General features: G+C 55.3%; 22 protein-coding genes and 1 pseudogene. 8 read left to right on the forward strand and 15 right to left on the reverse strand.

What is annotated here, in order from left to right:
* Positions 1-70: 70 nt before the first annotated feature.
* From J9788_RS20665 to J9788_RS20715, 11 genes are all read right to left on the reverse strand, one after another.
* Positions 71-1,207 carry an ABC transporter substrate-binding protein gene (locus J9788_RS20665; RefSeq protein ID WP_033644639.1) on the reverse strand — a complete coding sequence of 379 codons (1,137 nt, stop codon included), beginning with the start codon at positions 1,205-1,207 and terminating at the stop codon, positions 71-73.
* An 86-nt stretch (positions 1,208-1,293) separates the two neighbouring features.
* Entirely contained in the window at positions 1,294-3,441 is a 2,148-nt protein-coding gene (locus tag J9788_RS20670; RefSeq protein ID WP_182265432.1) for a phosphocholine-specific phospholipase C, read from the reverse strand.
* A 123-nt stretch (positions 3,442-3,564) separates the two neighbouring features.
* On the reverse strand, positions 3,565-4,404 hold the full coding sequence (queF, locus tag J9788_RS20675; protein ID WP_033644641.1) for an NADPH-dependent 7-cyano-7-deazaguanine reductase QueF: 840 nt from the start codon (positions 4,402-4,404) through the stop codon (positions 3,565-3,567).
* Complete coding sequence (locus tag J9788_RS20680; protein WP_033644642.1) at positions 4,382-5,278, reverse strand: queuosine precursor transporter; 897 nt, start codon at positions 5,276-5,278, stop codon at positions 4,382-4,384. Before J9788_RS20680 ends, queF begins: the two co-directional genes overlap by 23 nt.
* On the reverse strand, positions 5,279-5,893 hold the full coding sequence (locus J9788_RS20685) for a helix-turn-helix transcriptional regulator (protein ID WP_033644644.1): 615 nt from the start codon (positions 5,891-5,893) through the stop codon (positions 5,279-5,281).
* 534 nt (positions 5,894-6,427) lie between these two features.
* Complete coding sequence (locus J9788_RS20690; protein ID WP_182265431.1) at positions 6,428-7,729, reverse strand: cytosine permease; 1,302 nt, start codon at positions 7,727-7,729, stop codon at positions 6,428-6,430.
* A 20-nt stretch (positions 7,730-7,749) separates the two neighbouring features.
* Positions 7,750-8,439 (reverse strand): PAS and helix-turn-helix domain-containing protein, encoded by a 690-nt coding sequence (locus J9788_RS20695; RefSeq protein WP_033644646.1) that lies wholly within the window; start codon positions 8,437-8,439, stop codon positions 7,750-7,752.
* A gap of 27 nt (positions 8,440-8,466) precedes the next feature.
* The gene (locus tag J9788_RS20700) at positions 8,467-8,877 is read right to left on the reverse strand and encodes a GNAT family N-acetyltransferase (RefSeq protein WP_019453029.1); all 411 of its coding nucleotides are present in this window, start codon (positions 8,875-8,877) and stop codon (positions 8,467-8,469) included.
* Between the two features lie 416 nt (positions 8,878-9,293).
* Complete coding sequence (locus J9788_RS20705) at positions 9,294-10,208, reverse strand: alpha/beta hydrolase (RefSeq protein ID WP_182265430.1); 915 nt, start codon at positions 10,206-10,208, stop codon at positions 9,294-9,296.
* A gap of 574 nt (positions 10,209-10,782) precedes the next feature.
* On the reverse strand, positions 10,783-11,667 hold the full coding sequence (locus J9788_RS20710) for an ATP-grasp fold amidoligase family protein (protein WP_046897310.1): 885 nt from the start codon (positions 11,665-11,667) through the stop codon (positions 10,783-10,785).
* Between the two features lie 50 nt (positions 11,668-11,717).
* A complete protein-coding gene (locus J9788_RS20715) occupies positions 11,718-13,013 on the reverse strand; it encodes a lysine N(6)-hydroxylase/L-ornithine N(5)-oxygenase family protein (RefSeq protein WP_072626982.1) in 1,296 nt (431 codons plus the stop codon).
* Positions 13,014-13,512: 499 nt separating this feature from the next.
* Between J9788_RS20715 and J9788_RS20720 the strand changes: the two genes are divergently transcribed.
* A complete protein-coding gene (locus J9788_RS20720) occupies positions 13,513-13,851 on the forward strand; it encodes a hypothetical protein (protein WP_182265429.1) in 339 nt (112 codons plus the stop codon).
* A 208-nt stretch (positions 13,852-14,059) separates the two neighbouring features.
* Here J9788_RS20720 and J9788_RS20725 read toward each other — a convergent pair whose 3' ends face one another.
* From J9788_RS20725 to J9788_RS20740, 4 genes are all read right to left on the reverse strand, one after another.
* Positions 14,060-15,262, reverse strand: a complete 1,203-nt coding sequence (locus tag J9788_RS20725; protein WP_182265428.1) for a lactonase family protein — start codon at positions 15,260-15,262, stop codon at positions 14,060-14,062.
* 231 nt (positions 15,263-15,493) lie between these two features.
* Entirely contained in the window at positions 15,494-16,912 is a 1,419-nt protein-coding gene (locus tag J9788_RS20730; RefSeq protein ID WP_182265427.1) for a cytochrome c, read from the reverse strand.
* Positions 16,909-18,564 carry a GMC family oxidoreductase gene (locus tag J9788_RS20735; RefSeq protein WP_182265426.1) on the reverse strand — a complete coding sequence of 552 codons (1,656 nt, stop codon included), beginning with the start codon at positions 18,562-18,564 and terminating at the stop codon, positions 16,909-16,911. The genes J9788_RS20730 and J9788_RS20735 overlap by 4 nt, the downstream gene beginning before the upstream one ends.
* Before the next feature lie 3 nt (positions 18,565-18,567).
* Complete coding sequence (locus tag J9788_RS20740) at positions 18,568-19,140, reverse strand: sorbitol dehydrogenase family protein (RefSeq protein WP_046897314.1); 573 nt, start codon at positions 19,138-19,140, stop codon at positions 18,568-18,570.
* Positions 19,141-19,902: 762 nt separating this feature from the next.
* Between J9788_RS20740 and J9788_RS20745 the strand changes: the two genes are divergently transcribed.
* The 7 genes and pseudogenes from J9788_RS20745 to J9788_RS20775 all read left to right on the forward strand — a co-directional run bounded on the left by J9788_RS20745 (position 19,903) and on the right by J9788_RS20775 (position 25,730).
* Positions 19,903-20,820 (forward strand): ParA family protein, encoded by a 918-nt coding sequence (locus tag J9788_RS20745; protein WP_182265425.1) that lies wholly within the window; start codon positions 19,903-19,905, stop codon positions 20,818-20,820.
* Positions 20,817-22,169: an SPI-7-type island replicative DNA helicase gene (dnaB-PI, locus tag J9788_RS20750; RefSeq protein ID WP_182265424.1), complete on the forward strand. Its 1,353-nt coding sequence runs from the start codon at positions 20,817-20,819 to the stop codon at positions 22,167-22,169. Before J9788_RS20745 ends, dnaB-PI begins: the two co-directional genes overlap by 4 nt.
* 2 nt (positions 22,170-22,171) lie before the next feature.
* Entirely contained in the window at positions 22,172-23,908 is a 1,737-nt protein-coding gene (locus J9788_RS20755) for a ParB family protein (RefSeq protein WP_182265423.1), read from the forward strand.
* Positions 23,908-24,630 (forward strand): annotated as a pseudogene (locus J9788_RS20760) (DUF2786 domain-containing protein). The gene J9788_RS20755 and the pseudogene J9788_RS20760 overlap by 1 nt, the downstream one beginning before the upstream one ends.
* Entirely contained in the window at positions 24,627-24,848 is a 222-nt protein-coding gene (locus J9788_RS20765; RefSeq protein ID WP_182265422.1) for a hypothetical protein, read from the forward strand. Before J9788_RS20760 ends, J9788_RS20765 begins: the two are co-directional and overlap by 4 nt.
* Entirely contained in the window at positions 24,841-25,470 is a 630-nt protein-coding gene (locus J9788_RS20770) for a DUF2857 domain-containing protein (protein WP_060558267.1), read from the forward strand. The genes J9788_RS20765 and J9788_RS20770 overlap by 8 nt, the downstream gene beginning before the upstream one ends.
* Positions 25,467-25,730 carry a hypothetical protein gene (locus tag J9788_RS20775; RefSeq protein WP_043143926.1) on the forward strand — a complete coding sequence of 88 codons (264 nt, stop codon included), beginning with the start codon at positions 25,467-25,469 and terminating at the stop codon, positions 25,728-25,730. Before J9788_RS20770 ends, J9788_RS20775 begins: the two co-directional genes overlap by 4 nt.
* The last annotated feature ends 70 nt before the right edge of the window (positions 25,731-25,800 follow it).

A 25,800-nucleotide genomic window follows, 5' to 3' on the forward strand; every position in this document is an offset into this window, starting at 1 on the left:
GGAATAGTTAAGTGGGTAACTACATGAAGGGTGCTGGTAGCAGGGCCCGGTTGGCGGGCCCTGGCGGGGATTATTGCGGCGTAAGCCAGAAGACCCCGCTGTAATCCAGCGCGGTGAATTTCTGGTGCACGCTTTCGATATCCGCTTGCGGATCAATATCTTTAAACAGCGCCGGGTGCAGGAATTTGGCGATCGCCTCGACCGCGATAAAGTTGAGCGGCGTGTCGTAAAATTGATGATAAATCGCCATCACGCGTTTTTCTTTCACCGCTTTCAACACGTTAATACCGGTGCGATCCAGCAGATGCGCCAGTTTCTTTTGGCTGGTGGCCATATCGGTGGTGTAGCCCAGCGGCACGGCCAGCGTGCCGCGATGGCCACGGCTCCAGTCGGCGCCGGTCAGCAGATAGAAATCCGGATTGCTGGCGATCACCTGTTCGACGTTCACTTCACCGCCCATGTCTGAAAACAGTTTGCTGCCGATATTGTCGCCGCCGGCGGTATCGATAAACTGCCCGAAGCTGCCTTTGCCGAAGGTATTGCAGCACTGCTCGCCTTTGATGCCAGCGCTGCGTTCGATGAAGACGCTGGGGCGCTGCTCCGGTTTCAGCGTGGCGACGCGCTGGCGCACCAGCTCGAGGCGTTGCTGATAGAAGCGGATAAAGGCGTCGGCGTTGGGCTGCTCGTCAAACACTTTACCCAACAGCGCCATGCTGGCGACGGTGTTGGTCAGCGGCTGCTGGCGGAAATCGATGATCAGCACCGGGATGCCGACTTTTTCCAACTGGGTCAGTACGCCGCTGTCCTTCAATTTGCTCAGCAGACCGATGTCGAAAATGATCAGATCCGGTTGGCGCACCACCGCGCTTTCCACGCTGAAGTCACTGGTGTAGGGGTTGTCGAAGGTGGGGATTTGCATGACCTGCGGGAATTTTTTCGCATAAGCCTCAACCAGATCCGGGGCTTTGACCTTCAGTGAGTTGTCCCAGGCGATGATGTTTTTCAGCGGCTCCTGCGGATGCAGAATATTCAGCGCCAACAGCGCGCGGGCGTCGGCCAGGATAACGCGCTTGGCCGGTTGCGGCAGCGTAACCTGACGGCCGGCGACATCGGTGACGACGATCGGCGCGGCTTGAGCGGCGCCGGCCAACAGCAAAACGCAGGCGGCCAGCCAGCGGCCAGCTTTGGCGATAAGAACAGCGGACATGGAGATCCTTGAGTAATCGGCTAGGAACGAGAACGCAATGATAAGCGATATCCTTTCGCTTTTTGAACCTCTTCGCTGTCGATAGGCTACTCCTGGCCCATCAGCGGGTCGCTGACGCTGTGTTCGCCATCCTCAAGTCGGCCCGCCAGGCGGCGGCGCCAGCCTCCGGCGCTGTGCAGCGCAAGATCATACCAACCGCCGCTGGCGCGGGCGTCAAACGTTTGGCGGTGGCTGCCGCCCGCAGGCAGCGTGATGGGCCACGGGCCTTGTTGCGTGTAAGGACAGCGGTCGAGAGTGACCGTCACCGTTTCGGCACCCGGGTTATCCAACTGCAGCAGCAGGCTGCGGCCCGTCGGGCGCAAACGCACTTCCGGCTGCGGCCGGCTCAGCGCGCCGCGCATTTCACGATGAAAACCGTTGGGGCCGAGCAGCCACAGATGGTACTCGTCCTCCGTCTGCCAGTCGTCGCTGACCGCCTTGCCGGCCTCGACGGTATAGCGGCGCGGGATCTGCGTCAGATCTCGCCGGTCGTAGACGTGAAACACCGCCCCTTGCTCGCCGGTATTGAACAGGTTCAGCGTTACGCGCCGCTGCTCGGCCGCGACGCTGGCCTCGACGTGCAGCTGGTAGGGCAGCGCGCGAGAAGGGCGCGCCAGGCGGCGTTGGTGTGGCAAACGCTGGCGGGCCGGCGGCGGCAGCGGCACCTGCGGCAGCTGCTCCTGGCATTGACGCAGACCGTCGGCAGCGTGGCGGCTGGTGGCGGGCAGGCTCGGCAATGCTTCGCCGTTAGGATCGACAAAGTTGAACGCCGAGGTGAGATCGCCACACACCGCGCGGCGCCAGGCGCTGATGTTGGGTTCATGCACCTGAAAGCGCTTTTCCAGGAATTGCAGCACCGAGGTGTGATCGAAGACCTGCGAATTGACCCAGCCGCCGCGGCTCCAGGGCGACAGCACCAACATCGGCACCCGCGGGCCGGGGCCGTAGATGCGGCCGTCCGGCGGCGGCTGCTCCTGCGAGCCGGGCGGCGCCACGTGCTGGAAGATCTCGGTATCGAACGGCACCGTCGATTTACCGGCGAAGCTGCCGTCTTCGCGCAGCGACGGCGCGGAAGGCGAAGGCATATGATCGAAAAAGCCGTCGTTTTCGTCGTAGTTGACCAGCAGCACGGTTTTACTCCACACCTCCGGGTTGTCGGTCAGCGCGTTGAGGATCTCTTGCGTGAACCAGCCGCCCTGCACCGGGCTGGAGGGATCGGGATGTTCCGAATAGGCCGCCGGCGCGATGATCCAACTGACCTGCGGCAGTTTGCCCTGCTGCACGTCGGTGCGGAATCCGGCCAGCATGGCGTCCAGATCGTTGCCGTCGGCGGCCGGCAGGGTGTTGCCGTTGCCTTTGTACAGCGGCGCGGTCGCGTTGAGCTCGTCGCGATAAGGCACGAAGGCGTTGAAGTCTTTTGGCGGCCGAGCCGGGTTGCCCACCTGAATGCTGGCGGCGCGGTATTGGCGAAAGCCCGCCAGCGGGTTATCGGTAAAGTTGTCCGGCAGGAATTGGTACACCTTCCAACTGACGCCGCTCGCCTCCAGCCGTTCCGGATAGGTGGTCCACCGGTAGCCGATCTCTGCCGGGCCGGGGCTGTCCCATTCGTTGACCACTACCGCCACGTCGGCGGCGGACGGGCCGTTGGTGCCGGTCCAGTGGAACAGCCGGTTGGTGTTGGTGCCGGCGTGGATGGAACAGTGATAGGCATCGCACAGGGTGAAGGCGTTGGCCAGTGCGAACTGGAACGGCAGCTCCTGCTGGCGGTAGTAGCCCATCGAGGCCGGCGTTTTGTAGGTGGGCCAGGCGCTCATGCGGCCGTGATCCCAGGCGGCTTGCTCATCCCCCCATGAGTGCGGCGTGCCGGTGACGCGCTGAGCGTTGCCGCGTTTGCTGTCCAGATGGTAGGGCATTACCAGCCGTTCGGCGCCCTGTTGCTGCCAGACCAGGCGATCGCCGGGCAGTGGAATGGTAAATCGATCGCTGAAGCCGCGCACGCCCGGCAAGGTGCCGAAGTAGTGATCGAAAGAGCGGTTCTCCTGCATCAGGATCACCACGTGTTCGACGTCGCGCAGGGTGCCGGTGCGGTTATTGGCGGGAATGGCCAGCGCTTTGCGAATCGAGGCGGGCAACAGCGAGAACGCCGATCCGATGGCGGCAGCCCGCAGGATGTCTCTGCGAGAAAGGTCAGGCATGCGTCGTTAATCTCCGTCAGTGTGCTTTGAAGATAGCTGCTGACGACGATAATGGCGAAAAATAACAGGGAGATGAAAGCGAGAGAAACAATGCTCCCTGGCAGGAGCATTGGGGGATGAGGCTTACTGTCTGATCAGGCGGCCGAGCGTCGGCGCCGTTTCGAAATCGCTGCGGAAGGGGTTGATGTCCAGGCCGCCGCGGCGGGTGTAACGCGCGAACACGCTGAGTTTTTCCGGGCGGCAGCTCTGCTTGATGTCGTTGAAAATGCGCTCGACGCACTGCTCGTGGAATTCGTTGTGCTGGCGGAAGGAGATCAGGTAGCGCAGCAGGCTTTCGCGATCGATTTTGCGGCCTTCATAGTGGATCACCACGCTGCCCCAGTCCGGCTGGTTGGTGACCAGGCAGTTGGATTTCAGCAGATTGGAAGACAGCGTTTCCGCTACGTGCTCCCCTTGATCGGCCGCGCCGCTCAGGTATTCCGGTTTGAAGGCGAAGTCGTCGACCGCGATATCCAGATCGTCGATGTTGATGCCCGGCAGACGATCGATCTGCGCCGGATAACCTTCCAGACCCGGATAGAGCTTGACGGTGACCTGGCCATTGGCCGCCTGCGACAGATCCTTCTGCATGGCGGCGCTCACCTGTTCCACGCTGTCGAAGCGCGTTTGGTTGAAGCTGTTGAGATACAGCTTGAACGATTTGGATTCGATCAGGTTGGAAGAGGAGTGCGGGAAGGTAAATTCGCCGATGCCCACCACCGGTTTGCCCTTGCCGTTGAGCCACGACAACTCGAAGGCGGTCCACAGATCAAAGCCGCTGAACGGCAGCTGCCGTTCGTCCACGCCGATCAGATCGCGGCCGCGTGCGCGCGGCAAGGCTTCGAGCAATGCGGGAGCATATTGGTCCGGATAATCGGAGTTCGCGCCAAGATGGGTGATCTTATCTTGCTTTTGGATATGCATATTCATTGCCCTTTGCTTGTTCGGTATTGATGTAGCGGTTAAACAGACTGCGGGTGGCGTAAATCGGCCCGACGCCCAGCAGGGCGTAAACCACCTTGATCAGGAACTGAGACAGGATCATGGTTTTGATGATGTCCCAGCTCAGCACGTTGTAGAACGCCAGCGTACAGAACACCACGCTGTCGATGGCCGAAGCGATTACGGTGCTGGTGATCACGCGCACGAACAGGTAGCGGGAGTTGGTCAACTCCTTGATCTTGCAAAGCAGATAGGAGTTGACGTTCTCGGAGATCAGATAGGCCGCCGAAGAGGCCACCAGCACCGCCATGATGCTGTGCACGATGCCGTTGTAGGTCTCGCTGTACTCCCACTGTGGAATGCTCGGCACCAGCGTCGTAACCCAGACGCCGAGAACGAAGGTCAGGTTGGCGATGAACGAGATGATGATGGTGCGCCTGGCCAGCCGCAACCCATAGAACTCGTTGAGTATGTCCACCAGAATGAACGTGAGCGGATAGATGAAGATCGCCGGCGGCGTGATGAGATTCAGCACCGGAATTTGGATCGGCTTGACGCCGCACAGCGTCGAGAAGATGTAAATCACGCTGAGCGCCACGGTAATAATCAGGTAGGCGTACCAGGAACGTTCATGGCGATCGCTGAGCTCATAGGCGGTTTTTTGTTGATTGTCGCCGTAGAGTTTACGGTACAGCGCCTGCAGCTCGTGTCGGCTCAGATCTTCCGATATTTCGCTGTCGGCCAGCTCATTGAGCCCCATGGTAATGGTTTTGCCGGTGGCCAATACCATGACATTGGCCGCGATGGTGCCATGTCGGGTGAAGCCCAACAGCTTGAACTTCTGATTCGGTTCCATTTATAACCTTTCTCCAACGATATAACCCAGGAATTGCACCGTCTCCTGAAGGCGTTTGTCCATGCTTTCGCTGTCTTTGTCGTCAACCACAAAGAAGCCGCTTTTTCCCGAGTGATACAGCAAAGGTGAATCGCAAATCAGTACCGGCGGACGTTTAATGATAATGACTTCGCCCGGAATGAATGACCCTTTAATTTCGGTCTCTATTTTCATTGCCAACATGTTCGACTCATCGCCGAAGAAATAAGTCAAAGGAAACTCGGTGACCAGTTGCCCGATCTTGCGCTGCGAGACGGCCAGATAGCGCGACTGCGGGATCACCGGAATGGCGGAAGGGTTCTTGTTGCCTTCGGTGGACAACGTTTCGTTGAGCAGCTCCAGTTTTTCCAGATCGTAGTCTTCGATCTCTTCACAGGAGACACCGAAAAAATCTGAAATCCGATTAACGGTGGATTGCTGAACGTTGTTCACTCTTCCATCAAGAATTTTGTATAGGGTAGTGCGCGTCAGGCCGCTGCGGTTGGAAAAGGAAGCCTTGGTTTCACCGCGGGTACGCATTAGATATTCAATATTTTTAATGATGTTGATTTTGCGCTGTGCGTTGGGGGTTTTCATAGGCTGTCCTTACAAACATTACGCTGGCTTCACTATATCTTACGCGTTGGCGTTGTCCAGATAAAAAGGCGCAGGGAATAGGATAACAGACTGATTATTTTCGTTAATTATTGCTTTCTGTCAGCGGCTTGGCGGGGGGCGGGCGACGTGGATGCGGAAGGCGGTTTGGGGAAATGATAAAGCTGTGCAAATCAATTGATTAGCTTTTGCTTATGGAAAAGTGAACACAAAAGCCAATTTTATGTTCACTTTTATGTTGACCAAAGGCGATTTCATGGGCTACTGTTCATGCAAGCTGAAGTTTTTCTTTACGATCAAAACACTGAAGCTAACGACTTTTATAATAAAAAGCTCAGAGGGGGATGTTCCCGCACTCTGAGCATAATGGATAGCTTGCTACCGACACCAGGGACCCTCATCACCACGGCCGTTTGTCTGCGCGATCGGCCTATTCCTTTACGCTGAACTCCGCATTTTGCGAGCAATAAAACACTCCCCCGTCATTGGAGGAGTGCGTTAACGCCTGTGCGAAAATCAGAGCGACTTCTGCGAGGCCAGGGGTTTTTGCGCCCGACTGAAGGCCAGCTTGAGCACCCAATACAGCAGGCTGGCGGCCACCAGTGAGTTGATGGTCGGTACGCCCCATTCGGTCGCCAGGCCAACGGCGCCGCCGGCGATGCTGGCGACGATCGCCGCCCAGCCGATGGTTGGGGTTTCGTTCGGCAACTGGCCCGTACGGCGGCTCTCGTCCAGGATTTTGCGGTGGCTGCGCAGCAGGTAATAGTCCACCAGCATGATGCCGATAATGGGCGGGAAGACCACGCCAAGCACCGTCAGGAAGTCGACGAAGCGGTCGAGAATGCCCAGCACCGACAGCGTGGTGCCCAGAATACCGATCGTCAACGTGGTGTAGGTGTACTTCAGCTTTTTGCCGGTGATGCCTTCCACCGCGTTGACGATGCCCAGCGAAGAGGAGTACAGGTTGAGATCGTTGACGCGCAGGGTGGAAAACACCACCACCAGCAAACCGGCGCCGCCGGCCGCTTGCGACATGATGGTGACCACATCCGCGGTGCCCAGGGTTTTGGCGATCAGGATAGCCAGGCCATTCACCACGAACTCGCCGGCGACGATGGTGAAGATCGTAACGCCGAGCACGTGTTTGCCGTTTTTGGAGTAACGGGTCAGATCGGGCGTCATCAGGCTGGCCACGATGGCGCCGCCGACGACGATGGTGATGCCGGCGCTGATGGTCAATGGTTCACCCGGCGGCGCCAGTTGGATGATCTCCTGCAGGTTATGGCCGGAAAGCGCGGTCACTGAAATATAGGCCACCAGCATAATGAACATCGGCACCGCGATACGAGCGGCGATGCGCAACGCCTTGAAGCCGAATGCCACCAGGATGGTCAACAGCGTGCCCGAGAGCCCGGCGGCCAGGCCAAAGCCCAGCTTATTGCCGAGCGCGAAATCGAGCGACTTGGCGAAAATGGCGTTTTGAATGCCGAACCAACCCAGCAGGCTGACGGCCACGACCACGCCGATCAGCACCGAGCCCAGGCGGCCAAAGCCGCACCAGCGCGCCAGCAGGCTGCCGGAAATCCCTTCGCGCATGCCCGCCATCCCAAGCCCATAGGTCACCACGCCGAAGATCAGGCTGCCGACGAAAATGGCGGTGAAGGCGTCAATCAGCGTCATGGAGTTGCCGAGCACGGCGCCGAGCATGAACTGGTCCAGCGCGGTCAGCATGCCCATATGCACGATGGCCACGCTTAAAAACGAGACTCTTTTATCCTGCGGCACCCGGGTGAGCGGATAATCTTCGATCTTTATCACGGTGAGATCTTCCTTGCGGTTCAAATAAACTGAATGCCCTTGGTTATCAGGCGATCGGGAATGTAGTTATCCAGGTTGGCGTATTTGCAATACTCCTCAAACTGTTGCTGAGTATGCACGTTGGCCTTCTGGTAAATATTATAAATGCGGTTTTCGATGGTCTTATTGCTGACGTTATAGATTTTGGCGATCTCTTTCACCGTAAATCGCTGCAGCATAAGGAAAATGACATCGAGCTCGGCGCGGGTGAACAGCTCGTTGTTAACTTCGGTGGTCAAGATGCTGGGTTTTTGCTGATTGATGTATTTCAGCGGCGACAGGCTGTTCATCGGCTTGGCGTTCCAGATCACGCCGATCACCTGTTTGTCATCGTTGTAGACCGGCAGCTTTTCGCTGATAAACGGCGTCAGGCTGTCTTTGCCATACCAGTAGTGCGTCTCGATGACCGTGACCCGATCGCGCGCCGCTTCGGTCATCTTGTCATGCTCGATAAAGTCGGCGGCGGAATCGGCCCAGTCGGCGGGGAATTCGTGGTCATATTTTCCGGCGACGTCGAAATTCAGCGGCGTATTGGTATAGAGATAAGCGGCGCGGTTCATATAGAGGTGGCGGGACAGCTGGTCTTTGATGCCCCAGGGCTCGCTCAGGTGCTCCATCATGGTGATGAGGCCCTTGAAATAAGATTCATTATTTTTATGCGATGAACCCATACCCACCTCTGCGCCGCTCAGGCCGCGTTACAGGCTTTTAGCCAGGTAATGGCGGGTATGGCGATGCGCATAGTCACCCAGCTCGCCATAGACCCGGTAGCCCAGTTTTTCGTAGAAGCCTCTGGCCTGGAAATCGAAGGTATCGACATAGGCCATATGGCAACCGCGCTTGCGGGCTTCTTCTTCGGCCAGCTGCATCAGTTGGCGACCGTAACCGCTTTTGCGGCATTGATCGCCGACCCAAAGATACTGTACTTCCAGGCCGCCCCACCAGGTACGTGCGACCAGACCGCCGACGATCTGCTGGTTGTCGTCGGTGACGGTCAGGAACAGCGGGTGAATGTCTACGGGCTGGGTTTTATGGTTGTGCGCCCAGAGGCTGTCGATAACGAACTCTTCATCCTGCGGGTTGGGTTTGTCGGTGATATTAATATTCATTTTTAATATAATTCCCTGATTTAATTATTCAAATCTGAACTAGATGTTTTCGCCCCAACCGCTTCTATTATCACTTTTGTTAATGTATTTCAAGGGTGGTTTTCACCCTTTTCCGCCGTGCAGGCGGGCGCTTATAGTAAGCATCACAGGGTGAAGAAAATAGCGAAACAGGCAGTATTAAAACGCTGAAATGCCCTGCCAACACCATCTTTTCCTACTTGCGCCTCACCAGGGCCCCACCGGGAAAACTGCAGTACTGTATGGCTCCACCGGATAGAGCAAGCTAACTTGCCGACGGGGGAGCCACTTTGTTTTTGCGCATCCGTTCCGCGATGACTGCGCGCTGTCTCAGATATTAAACGCTCTTCTTATCAGAAGATATGAGCCGCCGATGAAAATGCGGTCGATACCCTCCTTTAGTCTTCATATGCCACGCTGCGCAGTGCCGGCTCGATGGCGGCACCCAGCATGGCGCCGTGTCCCAAGCCGGGCCACTCCCGATAGCCGACGGTAAGACCGTCGAGCTTTGCCAGGCGTTCCGCCAGCATTTGCGCCGCGTTCGCCGGCAGTGCAGGGCTCTTCACGCCGGGCGGGGCCGCGCGATCGCGCTCCGCCAGACCCACCCACAACTGCAGCCTTGCCGCCGGCGTCGGATGCCGTTCCGCCCACTGCTGCGCCTCTTGCAGGATCATGCCGTTGCCCCACCACAGTGAGGGTTCCACGGCGATATAATGCTGGAAGGCGGCGGGATGGGCGAATAACGTATGCAGAACGAAGAGCCCGCCGTAGGAATGGCCCCACAGCGTTTGCCGCTGCGGATCGACCGCCAGTTTGGCGGCGATCGCCGGTTTGATCCGCGTTTCAATCAATTGCAGGAAGGCCTCCGCGCCCCCGCCCGCCCGCGGCGGTTTCTTCATGCCCGTCGGCAGAGGCAGCGTATAGTCGTAGGCGCGGCCGGCGGCATCGATGCGCAGATCGTTGTCATAGCCGATCATCACCAGCACCGGTGGCCGCTTCGCCGTCGCCAATCTGGCCAGTAAGCTGGCGTTCAGCTCCATCAGCACCGCATTACCGTCGAGGAAATAAATCGTCGGATAGCCGTCAGGCGCAGGCGCCCGACGCGGTTGGGCGATACGGACGCGGTAACGCCGTTGACCATCGGCGGAGATGAAGCGCAGATCGCTGAAGCGGTAATCCGCAGAGTCGCTATCGGCGACGGTCACGCCAATCCTGCGTTCCAGATCGGGCCTGGCCTGCACGGTCGTCGGCAACCAAAAGCCGATGGCGAGCGCCAGAAGCGTGCAGATAAAATGCCGGTGAGACAATAACATGCGGGTCAGCTTCCTCGAAAAAGGCCGATATTAGCATCGGTACGCGCCCAGTAAAAACCTCTCCTTCGGGCGGGTATTTCAGTGGCGAAGTGCGGCCGGAGTCAGGCGGTGGCTGCCTGATGCTTCGCAGGGTTAATAGCAACTCATTGTTATTATTGGCAAGTCACGAATAAGAAGGGTTATGATTAATTAGAAATGATTATGTTTTTTTGGAGGGGATAATCTGCTGATGGGTGCAAAAACACTCAATCATAAATGGGTGTTAGCGAAAAAAAAGCCCTATAAAATAGGGCAAAGACACACAACAACACCAGGGAAACTTTCCGGTATCTTATATTATAGCTTCCTATACATATAGAACATTTTATTATAAATATGTAAACGATTCTTATTAATGTTCTAATGCCATTGTTTTTCAAAGGGTTATGTTGCCCAAGGGGGAACGTTCCCGTTGGGGTGCAAGCCACCCCGCAGTGGATAAAGCGCAGGTGGCGGGCGGCCTGCGAAAACGCCGGCCGGTATCTCCTGTTTGATGGATGCGCAGGGGAATTGCGCCGCCTTTTGTTGATGATAATCAGTGCTGTTGCAGCGTCAGCATCTTGCCAAGCAAAACATCGGTCGGTGGCAGAATATCCGTATCCAGCCCGGCCGAGGGGGTAAAGGTCAGCTCACCGAAAATGATTTGGCCCTGAGAGATGTAGAAATCAACGCGCACGAACTCGAAGGGCGCCGACAAGCGAGCGGCATACTCAAACAGCTCATCGTATCCCTCCGGTTTCACGAAGGCGTCTATCTCCTCCTGGCTCAACGCCAGGCAGTCCTCGCTATAGCAAAGGAACTTGAAATCTTTGTCGAAGAAGTAATATTTCGGCGTCCCGGTATCCCTGCCGACGCACAGCAAGGTGCAGTAAGGCACACCGCGAAAACAATAAATTTTATAGTCTTCAGGCCCGTGACCATTGGCCGATTCGATATACTTTTCTCCAATGATCTTTTTTTGTATCCCTTTGTAGTTGAGTTCTACATAGGTTTTCCAGTAATCGTCTTTCATCCAGCCATCGATCAGCTGGGAGGCGCTTTTAATGTTCAACGATTGTTTATTCTGGCAAATTAAATTATATCCTGAGCCGTGATTTCCCTTGATGACAAATTTCTCAGGCAGCGTTTCCCATGGGATCTCCTGTACTGAATCACAGGCAAAGTACAGCTCATTAAGGATCTCTTCACATCCTTTTGCCTTGATGTACTCTCTAACCGCATATTTATCTGCGCATTGAGTGACTAAGGCATTTTTACTGTAGTCATTCAACTTAAGGTGATTGATTTTTTCATTCCAGGTCGATGGCGCCTGCAAGTTCAGCGGTTTGCCAAATGCTCTTTTGTAGATCAATCTGGCCTTGAATTCGGGGGCCAATATGGCCAACTGATTCATAATGAACTTGTTTATTTGTCTTTTCATATACGTAATTCCATCAAAGCATAGTGACAATGATTAAGACGTTCTTGTATTTAAAACGCGGGTGGCGCGCCTTCACTGCGCCATTGAATGGCTGTCGGCGTTGTTCCCAGATCAAATGGCTGGTGGTCTAACGCCCGATTAAGAATGCGGGCCGAACGCCACGCCATCAGGCTCAGCTGCGGATCGGCAATGCCGTGATTATGCATACTGGCGTTCATCGCAAATAAGCAGTTCTCCGCCGGGCCTTCCCACTCAAAGGTAAAGTCCGGGGCTATGCGGTACTCGCCGTCCGCCGTGGTCAACAGTCGGTGGGCCAGAGGCGCAAGGAACTCAGGCGTCGCCGATTGATAACCGGTAGCAAAGATCACCACGTCCGCCTTGAAGGTTTCCTCGCCGTGATCGAGATGATGACGCGTTTCGAGTTGGTAGGCGTTATCCAGCGTGTGTTTTACGGCCGTCAGCGAACGGCTGGGCAGCAGGCGCACCCATAATTTCTCGCGCAGCACGTCGAAGCGGTGGTACATGGCGCGATAGATGGCCAGCAGCGACTCGCTGGTGATGCCGTCTGAGGTCATCTTTTGTTCGGCCAGCATATGCCGCTTGGCCGCGCTGTCCAGTGAGTAGAAACTCTCGACGTAATCTGGCGTGAAATATTCATTGGCAAAGGCCGCCTCATCAAGCGCGTTGTAATTGTTGCGTCGCGATATCCAGTCGAGTTGTTCCGGCTGCCCCCATTCCCCTTTAAAAATATTCAGGAACAGATCGGCGCCGCTCTGGCCGCCGCCGACGATCGCCACGCGTTTGCCTGCCAGATTAGGGTTGCGCAGCATCATTTCGCTGGCGTGGAAACAGCGATCGTTTTGCGCCGTCACGCAGTCCGGCAACTTTATTTTCTTGCCAATACCGATACTTACGTGTCTGGCGTGGAAGATCTCCCGCGAGGTGGTCACCACGAACTGGCGTTGCCGATCGTCAAACTCGACTCGCTGAACGTCTTGATTGAACGCCAACGATCCCATCCCGCTTGCGGCCCAGGTGAGGTAATCGGCGAACTCTTCACGCGATGCGGTACGCTGTTCGGTCGTCAGGAAACGGTAGAATTTTCGGTTTTTTACCAGATAGTTGAGAAAGCTGTAGGGATTGGTTGGGGCAACCGCGCTCACCAAATCCTTTAAAAAGTTGGTTTGCATGTTGCAGTCAGCCAAAATCATGCCCGGGTGCCAGGAGAAATGAGGTTTGCGCTCAAGGAATTGCCCCGTAAATCCCTCGATTTCGCTCCCTAAGGCCGCCAGGCTAAGATTCGACGGGCCAAGGCCAATACCGATGATATCGAAACGCTGATTCATTAATAAACTCCAGTATAATGAGAATAATACCCAGAAATACGGCTGCAAAGGGGTTGGCTTATAGCAACCAGGCTGCCTTTTTCTTATAAGTAAACGACATGAATTAAAAATAATTAAAAGACATGCGGGTTAAAAATGCGTCATTTTTAAATGCCCGTTTAGAATTCGGTAGCACATCAGGTAAAGGCTACGGGTGTATTTCTTTCCATGAAAGTCCCTGCGAAAGCTTGCGTATGTGTTTAATTAATATTCTTAAGCAATAATCTTAGAAACCGCGTTCATCATTCCATGTAAACGACTCTTCGCAAAGAGGATAAGCCGCATGGAATTGGCATCGACTATTGACTGTTAACGTGTATACGCCGTTCTGCGTTCGGCTTGTGTTGCTTGAATCAGGTATTCGCTGCTTAGAATAGCGTTAAAAGGGATTCTGGGAAGGTGAAATAACATGATATTAGGCGTTGAGCGCTTTTTGAAAAGATGAAATTAAAGTGAAATTATGAAATCAGGCCGTTTTGGTAGTATTTTTATTATTATATTCAATGTGTTATTGTTTTTTGGATGCGAGGGCTATTGCGTCTGGGCGGCATGGGGGCATCCGCTTTCACATCGGCCAATGCGCCCAGTTTTGTTGTTTGCGGGCCTGTATGGCGGGAAATTATCCCTATATGCATTAATTTCAATGAGTGAATGTTCATGTTATATACAGAGGCGCCTGTTGACGTTGGAAAAGCGCCAATTAAAAACCGATTGGCCGACAGCTCGACGTTTAGGTTCGTTTAGGTTCCGCGACGGCGTGACGTGCAAGGAGATCCGTGTGCCGCCGGAAATTGCCTGAATGTAGCCGCCGGTTTATATCAACCCGGCTTGAATTGTTTTGGCGTTTCTCTTTTATAAATCCTTTGCCGCTGACGATGATGATTCTCATTACCTGAGCGTTCACGTTATCGACACGTTAAACGCCATGGGAATGGGGTAAAGTATGGCGCTCGTGGGCAAGAGAATCGATGTTGGCGCTGCGACAAACGGATTGCCGCAGCAATAATTTACTCGTGGATAAATTTAACGTCAGTTGGCGTACCTATCTGGACGCTTACACCGTTGCCATATAATTCGCCGGTATCCAGATCGCGTTGTAATACGGTAACGTTATTACTAAACACATTGGCGACTAGCAAAAACTTTCCGCTTTTATCGAAGGCGAAAGCGCGCGGTTCGATTCCGCCGGAAAGCGTGCGGCCAATCAGCCTGAGTTTGCCATTCTCCGGGTTAATTTTATAACCCACGATTTCGTTGGTTTTTTGGCGATTGCTCGCATAGAGGTATTTTCCGTCAGGGGAAAACGCCAGTCCGCCGCCGCCCTTTGCATCCGCGCGGGCGCTTTCCGTCAGCGCTAATGTCTGGATGTTCTCCAACCGATCGTTATTAATCTGGTAGGCAAAAATATTCGCCGACATTTCGCTGATCACGTAGGCGAATTTGCCATTTGCGGAAAAGATCATATGTCGCGGGCCGGTGCCCGGCGGAAACGACAAATCGTAATCCGGCGCGAGCCTGAACGGCGCGGCCTTATTTGCCGCATCGTAGAAGAAGGCATGAATGATGTCGCCGCCTAAATCGGCGGCGTACATCATGCGCCCGTCAGGGGTAAAGTTGACGGAGTGAATATGGGCGCTGGCTTGCCGCGCGGCAACGGCCTCTGAGCCCTTGGTGAAGGGAAAGCGCTGCAGCACCTCGCCGAGTTCACCGCTCTGGAGAATGGGAGCCACGATGACGCTGGCATGCCCGGGGGCGTTGGAGTAATTGGCGGCCAATAAGTAGCGCCCGTCTGGACTGATGGCGGCATGCGTCGGCTCTTGTCCCTGCGAGTCGATGCCGTTGATGCGTTGCGGGTCGCCGCCTTTGCCGAGCCTGAGCGTGCTGATTTGGCCTTGCTGAGTTTCATTGGTGGTATAGGCAAATTGGCGATTTTTGCTCAGAACTATCCAGGAAGGGCTGTCCATTTTTATGCGATTCAATGGCAGCAGGCTGCCGTCTTCGTTGAGCGCCAACCGATACATCCCCTGGCTGGGATAAACGGGCGGCTGAACCCGATCGCCGTCTCTTTCCCCTGTCCAGGTGCCAATCAAAACGATTTGCGCGGTGCTGCCCGGCTGCGGTTGTGGGGGAGCGGCCTGGGTGATCCAGGCCGGCAATAATAAAGACAGAAAGGAAAACTTGGCGATGCTGGGGAACGTTGCGTTTTTCATGGTCGGGCTCCTGGCGTGATTGACTGTGTTTTGTGACCGAGGCTAACGGTGTACAGGGTTTATCGTCGTAGCGAGGCACCGCCCAGAATGAACAGGCAGACATAACCAAAATAGTGCAAAACGCCGGCGGGGCCTATTTTTAGCACATCATTGGTATATGGCATCAGAGCCTTGCGATCCGGCAGAAAGCTCCCTGCGGCCGCCAGCGTAGGGAGCTTTAATTGGCGTGAATCACGCGCCGCGGCGTTTGCGCACCCGCCACGCGATGGCGGCCAATAGCGCCAGCGCGCCGCCGCCCAAACCCGGGGCCATATAGGGCTGCATCTCGGCCAGCAAGGGCGCCGGGCCCCCTCGTCTGAGGATCGCAACGTCTTCGGCGGTGACGTGCGCCGCGGGGTTGCCGTAATGTTGCAAGACATAGTTGCCGATCGCCGCAATCTGCTGGTCGTTCAAGGGATTGACATAGGATTGCGGGCCGAAATTCGGCATCAGGATATGTTGATCCCCGACGCGGCGTTCGACGCCGAACAAAATGGCCGAGATCAGATTGGAGGGATTGCGCGAGCCCGTCGCCGTGTTGTTGAACAGCGATGGATAGGCCTGGTTTTGACTGCCGCTGCCGTCGGGTTGGTGGCAGCTGGCGCAGTTGCCGCTAAACAAGGCGGCGCCGTCAATCACCGTCTCGTTGGCGGTCGGCGGATGCGCGCCGCGCAGCTCGGGTTCAACGTTGAACGGCTTGCCAAAGCTGTCTGCCGGCTGCGTATCGCGTTGATCTCTGATCGGCGGACTGTTTTTCAGGTAAGCGGCAATCGCGGTCAGATCGTCGTCCGACAAATATTGCAGGCTGTTTTCTATCGCTTCCGCCATGCCCCCCGCCGCCTGGTTTTTTCCCGCCGCGCGCCCGGTTTTCAAATACTGGATTAGCTCCGCCTGGCTCCATCCGCCAATGCCGCTGATCGGGTCGGAAGTAATATTGGGCGCATACCAACTGCCGACCATGGCGCCGGAAAGCGGTTGCCCGCTGTATTCAGCCAGTAACACGTTGCGCGGCGTATGGCAGGTATCGCAGTGTCCAGGGCCGTTGACCAGGTAGGCGCCGCGGTTCCATTGCGCATCTTCGCTGCTGTCGGCGCTGAAATGCCCCTCTTCCAGAAATAAACTGTTCCAGGCCGGCATGATAAAGCGCAGGTTAAAGGGGAAGGGCAGTTCGGTTCGCCTGTTATGCTGAACGACGGGGGCGACGCCGTTCATAAAGTAGGCGTACAGCGCGTGAATGTCCTCGTCGTTCAATTTGACGTATGACGTATAAGGCATTGCCGGGTACAGCGGGGTGCCGTCCGCGCGAATGCCTTCACGCACGGCGCGGGCGAATTGCGCTTCGCTGTAGCGGCCAATGCCGGTTTCCTTATCGGGGGTGATGTTGGTGGTGTAAATCACGCCTACCGGCGTTGCGATGCTGTAACCGCCGGCAAATCGCTCGCCGCCTCCCGTTTGGGTGTGGCAGGCCTGGCAGTCCGCCGCCACCGCGAGCCGCTCGCCTTTTTCAATCAGCTCGGCGCTGAAATGCGGTCCTTCGTCGGCGGCGAACGCCGAGCCGCCGCCCGCCGCGAGGAGCAGCGCCAGCCAGGCTATCCTTGCAGGTTTTCTCATGATTTCACCGCCAGTTTGCGGGCAATGTCGTCCGCCGCTTTAAGGCCCAGGGCCGCCATCGTCAGCGTGCTGTTCACCACGCTGGCTGAAGGGATGGCGCCACCGCCGGGCAGCCACAGGTTCGGATGATCGTGCGCACGGCAATCGCCGTTCACCACGGAATTTTTCTCATCGTTGCCCATGATGGTGCCGCCCATAATGTGATTATTGGCATTCAGGCTGGTGGTGATGTTGAATTCATCGGCATCAAACAATTGGCCAATATGTTTGAGCTGCCGGTGCGCCGCTTCAGCCCCTTTTCGCACATAGTCCCCCACGTCATAGTAAATGTCGGGGCAAGGCAAACCGTGGGCGTCTTTGCGCGTTGCGCTCAACGTCAGACGGTTATTGGGATCGGGCAGCGGTTCCAGACTGATGGACAAATCGACGCCGTGCGCCGCGCGGCGGCGGATCTCGTCATCCAGCGCTTTCCCCACCAGGCCCTGCGCCAAGGCCTGGCGCGTAGCCGGCAAAACGCGGTTGATGTTATTGAGGATCATCTTGTTGGCTGAGTAATGCATGCGGAAATCCCCATCGCGCGGGCCGACCAAACAGCTGCTCTGTGCCGGGCCGCGTCCTGGCCACAGCGGCTCTTTCGCCAGGAAGGTGCAGTGAAAGCCGGAGTGATCCATCATATTGCGGCCAACCTGATCGGAGCTGTTGGCGATCCCATTCGGGTTTTGCGCATTGGCGGCCATCAACAGCAGGCGCGGGGTTTCGATGCCATTGCATGCCAGGACGAACGCGCTGGCGCTGGCTTTGTGCGACCGCTTTTGGTTGTCCAGCCAATGCACGGCGGTAACCTGATTTTGTCCATCGGTATCGATTTTGTACGCCACCGCTTCCGCCAGCACGAGTGCTCCTTTCATTTCGGCGCGTTCGATGTGATGGATGCCGTTATACATGGCGCCAATCGGGCAGATAGGTTGGCAGTTATTGTTGCCGCAGCAGGTGGGCCGCCCCTGCCATGGTCGCGTGCTGCGCCCTTGGGGGATCGGCACGGAGCGGTAACCGTGCGGGTTGACCACTTCGGCGAAGCGCGTATCTCCGTGGGCCCAGGGCACCATATCCATGGGATAAGGCTTGCTGCGCGCTGAAGGCGATTGTTTGGCCGGATCGTTTGGGCCGGCGACGCCAATCGCCTCCTCCGCGCGGCAGTAGTAGGGCTCCAGATCGTCATAGGCGATGGGCCAGTCGCGGCCAACCCCGTACAGCGTTTTCATTTTGAAATCGTTTGGCAGATGGCGCCAGCAGGAGGCCGCCCAGTGCCAGGTCGTGCCGCCCACGGTGCGTAAATAGCCCTGCTTAAAGCTGTCCGCGCTTGGGCCACTTAACGCGACATAATCGTTTGGCGGAAAATAGAGCGGCGCGGTGGCGTAGGCTGATTGCGGGTACAAGCCTTGAAAATCGGAGCCCGCACGGTTATCAAACGGCATATTGCGCCAGTTTTCGACGGCCTGCGCGCGATCGATACGCAGGCCCGCCTCCAATACCAGCACGGAATAGCCTTGGCCGGCCAACTGGTCCGCCATCATGCCGCCGACGATCCCCGAGCCGACGATGACAATATCGGCCGAGGCATCGCCATCAGCCGTGAATACCGGTTTTTTCATGATTCAGCTCTCAGAGGGCAGTAAGGCGTTAACCTCAGGCGGGGCGGCGGTCCACCAAAGCGGGCCGTTGCCGCAATAGGTGGGCACAATCAAGGCGTCTTTAACCGGGCGATACATCAGGGCATCTTTATAAGCGATGAGACTGGCGTTTGCCCCCTGGCCTACGGTACCGGTATACCAGGCGGTGACGATGGCCGAGACCAATGCCGGCAGCCCCAGTTGGCCGGCGATTTGCTGAAGTTGCCGGGCGCTTTGTCCGGCCTTCACGCGCGCGCTTAATCGCTCAACCTGTGATGAGAATTGCGGGTTTGCGAGGCTCAACGCAGTGAAAATACGAGCCGAAATGCCAGGGTCAATATCCTGATGTTCTGTCAATTGCCGGGAGAGCGCGAAGAAACGGGCAAAAAGCAGGGGGTTTTGCGCGGCGGTATGCTGTTCCGCCAGCGTGAGGAATGGGGCGCCGGCCAATGCGGTGGCGACAAGCGTTGACGCCAGGCCGAGCAAGACATTTCTGCGGCTGACGCCCTTGCCGTGTTGATCCGGCTGTTCGCCATTGTCTGATAAACCATATTCCATATGTTTTTTCTCAACGGGTGTTTAATGCCAGAGCCAAAAAAGGCCAAAATATCAGTGGGTGAGCAGGCTAAATTAAGCGTTCTATTACGGTGATATGGCGATCTTCACCGATGTGATGTTTTAAGAACGCCTGTCGGTAAATTAGCAGCGGCGGCAGGCGGTATTTATCAAAAAATCACAAGGTGAATGCCGACCGCATTTTTGGTTTGTTTTTAATAACGGCAGGAAATTATGTGGTGGGCTCTGTTTAATTGGTTGTTATTTAATGTTTTTATCGGTTTGTGGCTGTGGGTTTTTATCAGGCGCAGAATGAAAACATTAATGGCATTGCTGCGTAACCCGTGTTTGCGTATTAATTCAAATGACAGCGAAAATAAGGAAGGTCGGGTTATGGCGCAAATGGAAATAATAGAGTGCCGTAAACACAGGGCAGGGGGGCGGGCATCAATTAAGACAGCGAATATAAAGGCCGAGATTTAGGTTAAAGAGATAGGAACAGGAGCACTTCTGCTGGGTATTCAAGGTCTCAGCGCTGGCCCGCAGGGTGAGGCCCTTGGCCGAATAATCGAACGCAGTTCGATGGAGAGTCCGTACCCCAGAAAGCGAAAAACCCGCCATAGGCGGGTTATTCTGAAGATGGTGCCCGGACTCGGAATCGAACCAAGGACACGGGGATTTTCAATCCCTGTGCTTGTTGCAAAATTGTTAAAGGATATATAATTTAACCGTTTACACGCGAATTGATAAATTCGAGTGTAAAACATGCATAAGTTAGCTAAATCCACATCTATGGGTGTTAGCCACCCGGCACCTCGCGTTATCCCTATGGTCTCAACCAAAGGGGGCGAAGGTAAATCCACTCAAAGCGCCAACCTTGCCGGCTTCCTTGCCGATGCAGGTAAAAAAACTCTCCTCATCGATGGTGACCACTCCCAACCCACCGCAAGCAGCATTTTCTCCCTGGAATATGAAGCCCCCAACGGTTTGTATGAACTGTTGATGAAGACAGTAGATCTCAATCACCCCGAAGAAATCATCTCCCGTTCTGTTATCCCAAATTTAGACATCATCGTTTCCAACGATCCCCACGACCGTTTATCCTCTGCCATGTTGCATGCCCCTGATGGTCGTATGCGGCTGAAGAATGTTCTGCAGCACCCTTTGTTCAACGAGTACGACGTTATCGTTATTGACTCCAAAGGTGCAGCGTCTGTGATGCTCGAACTCATTCTTGTTGCCAGTACGGAGTTCGCCGTCGGTGTTATCAAGCCTATATTGCCGGATACGCGTGAGTTTCTGCGTGGCACATTGGGGTTGATGGAGGGATTATTGCCGCTGTCCAGCTACGGTATTGCGTTACCGCGTATCCGTATTCTGACGAACTGCATGGAGTATACGAATCTGGATTGGCAGACCCTGAACAGTCTGCGCGGCATTATCGCAAACGGGCAGTATCTGCGTGCAGATACCTTCGACGTCTCCCTTCTCGACACCATCATCCCCAAGCTTGAAATTTACAAAATGGGGCATGCTTCCGGCCAACCTGTTCATCGTCTCGAAAGAACCACCACCCGTACATCAACGCTCGCTGCTGCTGACACTATGTATGAGCTGGCCTGCGAGTTGTTCCCTCACTGGGTTGCCGACTTCGACGTTCTGCGTCAGGAGGCAAATCAATGAAGGTTGATATGCATATACCTTATTCTTCAGATGCCGAGCAGGCCGTTCTCGGTGGCTTGATGTTGGATAACGAGCGTTGGGATGACATTCTTCCATTAGTTGGAGATCGTGATTTTTATCTGGCGGTACATCGTCGCATTTTCCAGGCTATGGCTCGCTTGATGGCTGTTCAGCAGCCGATTGATCTGATTACGCTCCATGAGTCATTGGAACACAATGGTGAGCTCGAGCAGGTCGGCGGTTTTGCCTATCTGGCGGAGTTGTCTAAAAACACACCGAGCGCAGCCAATATTGTCGCCTATGCCAGGATTGTCGCTGAACGAAGTCGACTGCGTAGCCTGTTGCAGCTCGGACGTGAATTGAGCGCAGATGCTGCTCATCCCCGCGCAGATTCTGCCGCCCTGACCGAAAGGGCGGAACAGCAATTGTTCCAGCTCTCGGAACAAACACCGTCACAGCAGAATGTCAGCCTGACCGATGGGCTGAATGCTGTCGTGACTTATCTGGAGACGGTGAATGGCGGTAATGGTATCACCGGCACCCCGACTGGCTTCTTAGAGCTTGATGCGATGACGTGTGGTTTGCAACCGGGGGATTTGGTTTTGCTTGCGGCACGGCCATCGATGGGTAAAACCGCCTTTGCGTTGAGCGCTTACACCGGCGCACTCCGAGGCACGGAGAAACCTGCATTCTTCTTTAGTCTGGAAATGCCGCGCGAGCAGTTGCTCCAACGCCTTATTGCTGTTGACGGGCGGGTTGAACTTTCAAGGCTGCGCAGCGGCCAGTTGGATGATGAGGATTGGGCGCGCATTTCCAAAGCGATGGAGCGGTTGTTGCCATTGGAAAACCGCCTGATTATTGACGATGAATCGTATTTGACCCCCGCACTGCTGCGTTCCAGGGCACGGCGCTATACCCGGTTGTATGGTTATCCGGGTTTAATTATGGTCGATTACCTGCAGCTGATGCGTTGCCCTGGCCAGGAAAACCGCACCCAGGAAATTTCAGAAATTTCCCGCAGTCTGAAAGCACTGGCCAAAGAACTTGATTGTCCCGTTGTGGCGCTATCTCAGCTGAACCGTCAGTTGGAAAGCCGTGCTGACAAACGCCCCTTTAATGGTGACCTGCGAGACTCCGGTGCGCTGGAGCAGGATGCCGATGTGATCGCCTTCATCTACCGGGATGAGGTCTATTACGCTGACTCTGATGATGCCGGCACGGCAGAAATTATCATTGGTAAGCAGCGGCAGGGGGCAACGGGCACCGTTCGCGTCAAGTTTGAAGGGCAATTCACCGCGTTCAGTGACTTCCACGATGGTCAGTATGACCAATACTCGGGGAGGGCGTAACTATGGCGCGTACTAAAACCAAGATCCTCGATCTGAACAGTGCTTTGCTCCAGCAGGGAAAAACAGCTGCAGGCACTCATGCAGTAACTTCGACATCATCTGTACTGCCAGTGAGTGATATGCCGTTGGTGCTTACTCTCGACCAGCTAAGCGTATCGCCGTATAACCCACGAATTTCGAGGAATCCTGAATATGATGAAATCAAGGCGGGGATTAGGGTTCGCGGTCTGAGAACTGTGCCATTAGTTACTCTTGATCCTGAACAACCCGAACTGGGTTATTTTTTCAGTGATGGTGGTAACACCCGTTATTCAATCTTGCAAGAACTATGGCAAGAAACAGGGGATGAACGGTTTTACCGCATTTCTTGTGTTTTCAAGCCATGGCCCGGTCGTTTGTCCTGTCTTCTTGGCCATCTGGCCGAGAACGAACAACGGGGAGATCTGGCGTTTATCGAAAAAGCTCTGGGGATCCGGGATGCTCGTGCCCTGTATGAAGAAAAATTGGGTAAAGCTGTTTCTCTGCGTGAGCTCTCAAGTTTGATGAGTGCTGATGGATATCCGGTGCATTTCTCCAGTATCAGCCGTATGGAAGATACGGTGAAATACCTATATCCATTCATGCCATCTCTTCTTAAATCGGGATTGGGAGCCCCCCAAATTCGTCAATTGCTTGCTTTACGAGCTGAAGCTGAAAAAACTTGGGAGGAACATAGTGTTACTGTCGAGGTTCAAGAACCGTTTGATAGCGTCTTTGGCAAAGTTTGCAGCCAATTTGATGACCCCGAAATCTACTCTCTGGATATGTTTCGTGATGAGTTGATTGGTGCGCTCATCAACGCGTTGCCACACCCGTTGCTCAATTATGACCGCTGGCTACTGGAGCTCGATCCCAAAGAGCAAAACCGGCGCAAGCACCTCGGTGACCCTGAGCCGGCATTAACGCCTGAGCTGTCAGGCGAAGGCAATACTGTCGAACTGGCGCCAGCACTGCAGCAGGGAAATACCGGCGGACCGACGGTACCTGAAGTACAGGGAGAAGGCTCTTCTTTGGTGCTGGACAGCGCGTTGCATAAATCAACGAGAGATGCCGATGATGAATCACAGAACGCTCAGGAAGAGGAAACGCCTGCAACTCAAACTGAACCACGTGTTGAAACTCAGCCTGATTTATACGGTGCGCCTTCTGTGTTGTCGGGTGACGTTGAAACGGTTTTAGATGGTGAGAATACCACAGCCCCCCTGCCGGCCCCTCATGAGCCGACAGCCCCTCACAGCAATACCGTGACACAGCCAAAGCAAGGTATAACCCCTGTTGCAGAGGTGCCTTTTGCCGAGGTAGGACTTGAGCCGGTCTCCTCCATCTGGGCTATTTCTGCCCTGCAGGACGATATCGAGCACCTGCAGGTGATCACCTTCCGATTGGCATTCGAACTGGCCGAAGTGGCGGGCTGCGAGGCGGAAATCAAAGCCGATAAAGCCGACTTGCAGGCTGCCGGCTACGCATTGACTGCCGAACGTCCTTCTCGCTTTACCGCGTTACTCCTGACCCTTGCCGGCAACAACCCAGACGGTGCCTCATCCAGCTCGCTCAATGAAGCCCTTATCGGTTCGGAAAATGCGGCTGACTGGCCTTTGCTTGACGATATTCATGCCGTGAAATTGATGCGCCTTATTCGCGTCTTACGCCGTCTGCGTGAACTGCAGCGTGATTTATCTGCAACAGAGGAGGCAGTCTGATGAGCCATTCACAACGACAGGCGCACCTGGTGAAACTGGTGCGCAAACTGCTTGAGCTTGCCCGCAGCAACAGCAATGCGCATGAGGCTGGACTGGCGTTAGCCCGGGCGCAAAAACTGATGGAAAAATACGGCATCAGCGAGCTGGAGGCCAGCCTGTCATCTATTCAGACGGCACCGAGTCGGGGAGCACCTTCCGAAGCGAAACAAAAACTGCCTGAATGGATGTCCAGCCTGGCGTGGGCGATTGCCCGTGCCTTTGGATGCCATTTGTATTTTTCCTGGAGGGATAGCGCGTCAGGCCCGCGCCGCAACGTGACGTTCTACGGTTTTAGTGAGCGGCCGGCCGTTGCGGCTTATGCGTTCGATGTGCTGAGCCGGCAGTTGAAAGATGCGACTGCAGACTACCTGAAAACCCAGAATAAGCGCCTGAAAACGAGCACGCGGCGTGCCCGAGCAGAGCAGTTTCGTGCCGGCTGGGTTGCCGGCGTCCGGAGAGTCATCACGACGTTTACCGTTACTGAACAGGAATGCGAGCTGATTGGAGCCTAGCTGGAAAGCCAAAAGATGGGGGAGCTGCAAACGCGCGCCCCGAAAACCTGCCGCGGTGATGATATTGCCCGTTTACGTGGATACGAAGCAGGCCAGAACGCCCGTTTACACCAGGGGGTTCAGGGGGCTGTGAACACTGGCATTGGTTATCAGGGAGGACGCAACTTATGAACCCTTATTTGTATCTACTCACAATGCAGACCTTCGTTTTTTGGTTCCTGCTTCTAGGTATGGGCAACGTTCCTGATCCCAGAACGTGGTTTAAGGGCAAGGGCAAAAACTTCATTTCAGCGTTGCCATTCCTGTTCGTTTCCATGGTGTTGCTGGCATGCTTGTTTGCTGTTTTTTCGAGATATTTTTCAGAAATCGGGGGGCTTCACTATGAGTAATAGCTTGTCTCAGGCGACGAACAGCCTGCTCACCCAGCTCGTGATGGAACTTAAATCAGGCTATATCCGCCGCTGTGAATCTCTGGGGCTGACCACGGAGGAGATGCAACTGCTGCACGGTTTGACCATTGAAGACCTGCATTACCTGATGAACAGCTCGGTATCGGTGCTGACCTTCCAAATCCATCACGAGAATTTCTCTCTGATGCTGCAACATGCGCGCCGTGAGCAGCAGCGCATGCAGCGGATTGATCGTGCACTGGCGTTGGGGGGCTCTATCGAAATGATGCAGCACTATTTTGGCCTCTCGACCGTTGAAGTTGCCGCCCGCCGACGCATGACCGGTATCAACATTCGCCAGGGGCGCTGTGCAGCGCTCAGCGACGACGAGAATGCGGCATTGTGGCGCCAGTGGCAAAAAGCCGACATCGATGACGCTTCCAGTGCGGATGGACTGGACGTCATGATGCTGGCCGCCGAACAGATGGATGTTTCTCTGACAGCTGTCTGGCATGCAGTTCGCAGCTTCGATGCCCCTCAGACTGCGACGGCCAGAAAAGCCATTCAGGCCGTGCGTACGCCACGCGCTACGCCGGGAGGAAATACAAGGAGGTTGGCATGAAGCCTGTGATGTTAATGCCGGGGTTGCAGGTCCCCCGTTCGGCGCCACCATCCTGCCAAAGAAAGGCGAAGGAGCAGGTCAGGCGTTTCCGCCGCGGGGAACGTAACTATAAGCACCTTCATGTTAAAGGCAAGCACGCCCCTGGGCGTGCCTGGATGAAGATTGATATCGGTACCAGCTGGCGACTGCTCAGCCGAAACAGTGGTGATGACTGGGAGCTGTTGACCCATGAACGCTACAACAACGAACTGTGGAAGTGATGACACTGACCCTGTACCTGATGTCGGGTACAGGCCTGAGTGCCGTTAGGCCTACAACCGCTTGATGCTT

This window comes from Serratia sp. X10, assembly GCF_017811775.1.
Lineage (GTDB): Bacteria > Pseudomonadota > Gammaproteobacteria > Enterobacterales > Enterobacteriaceae > Serratia > Serratia ureilytica.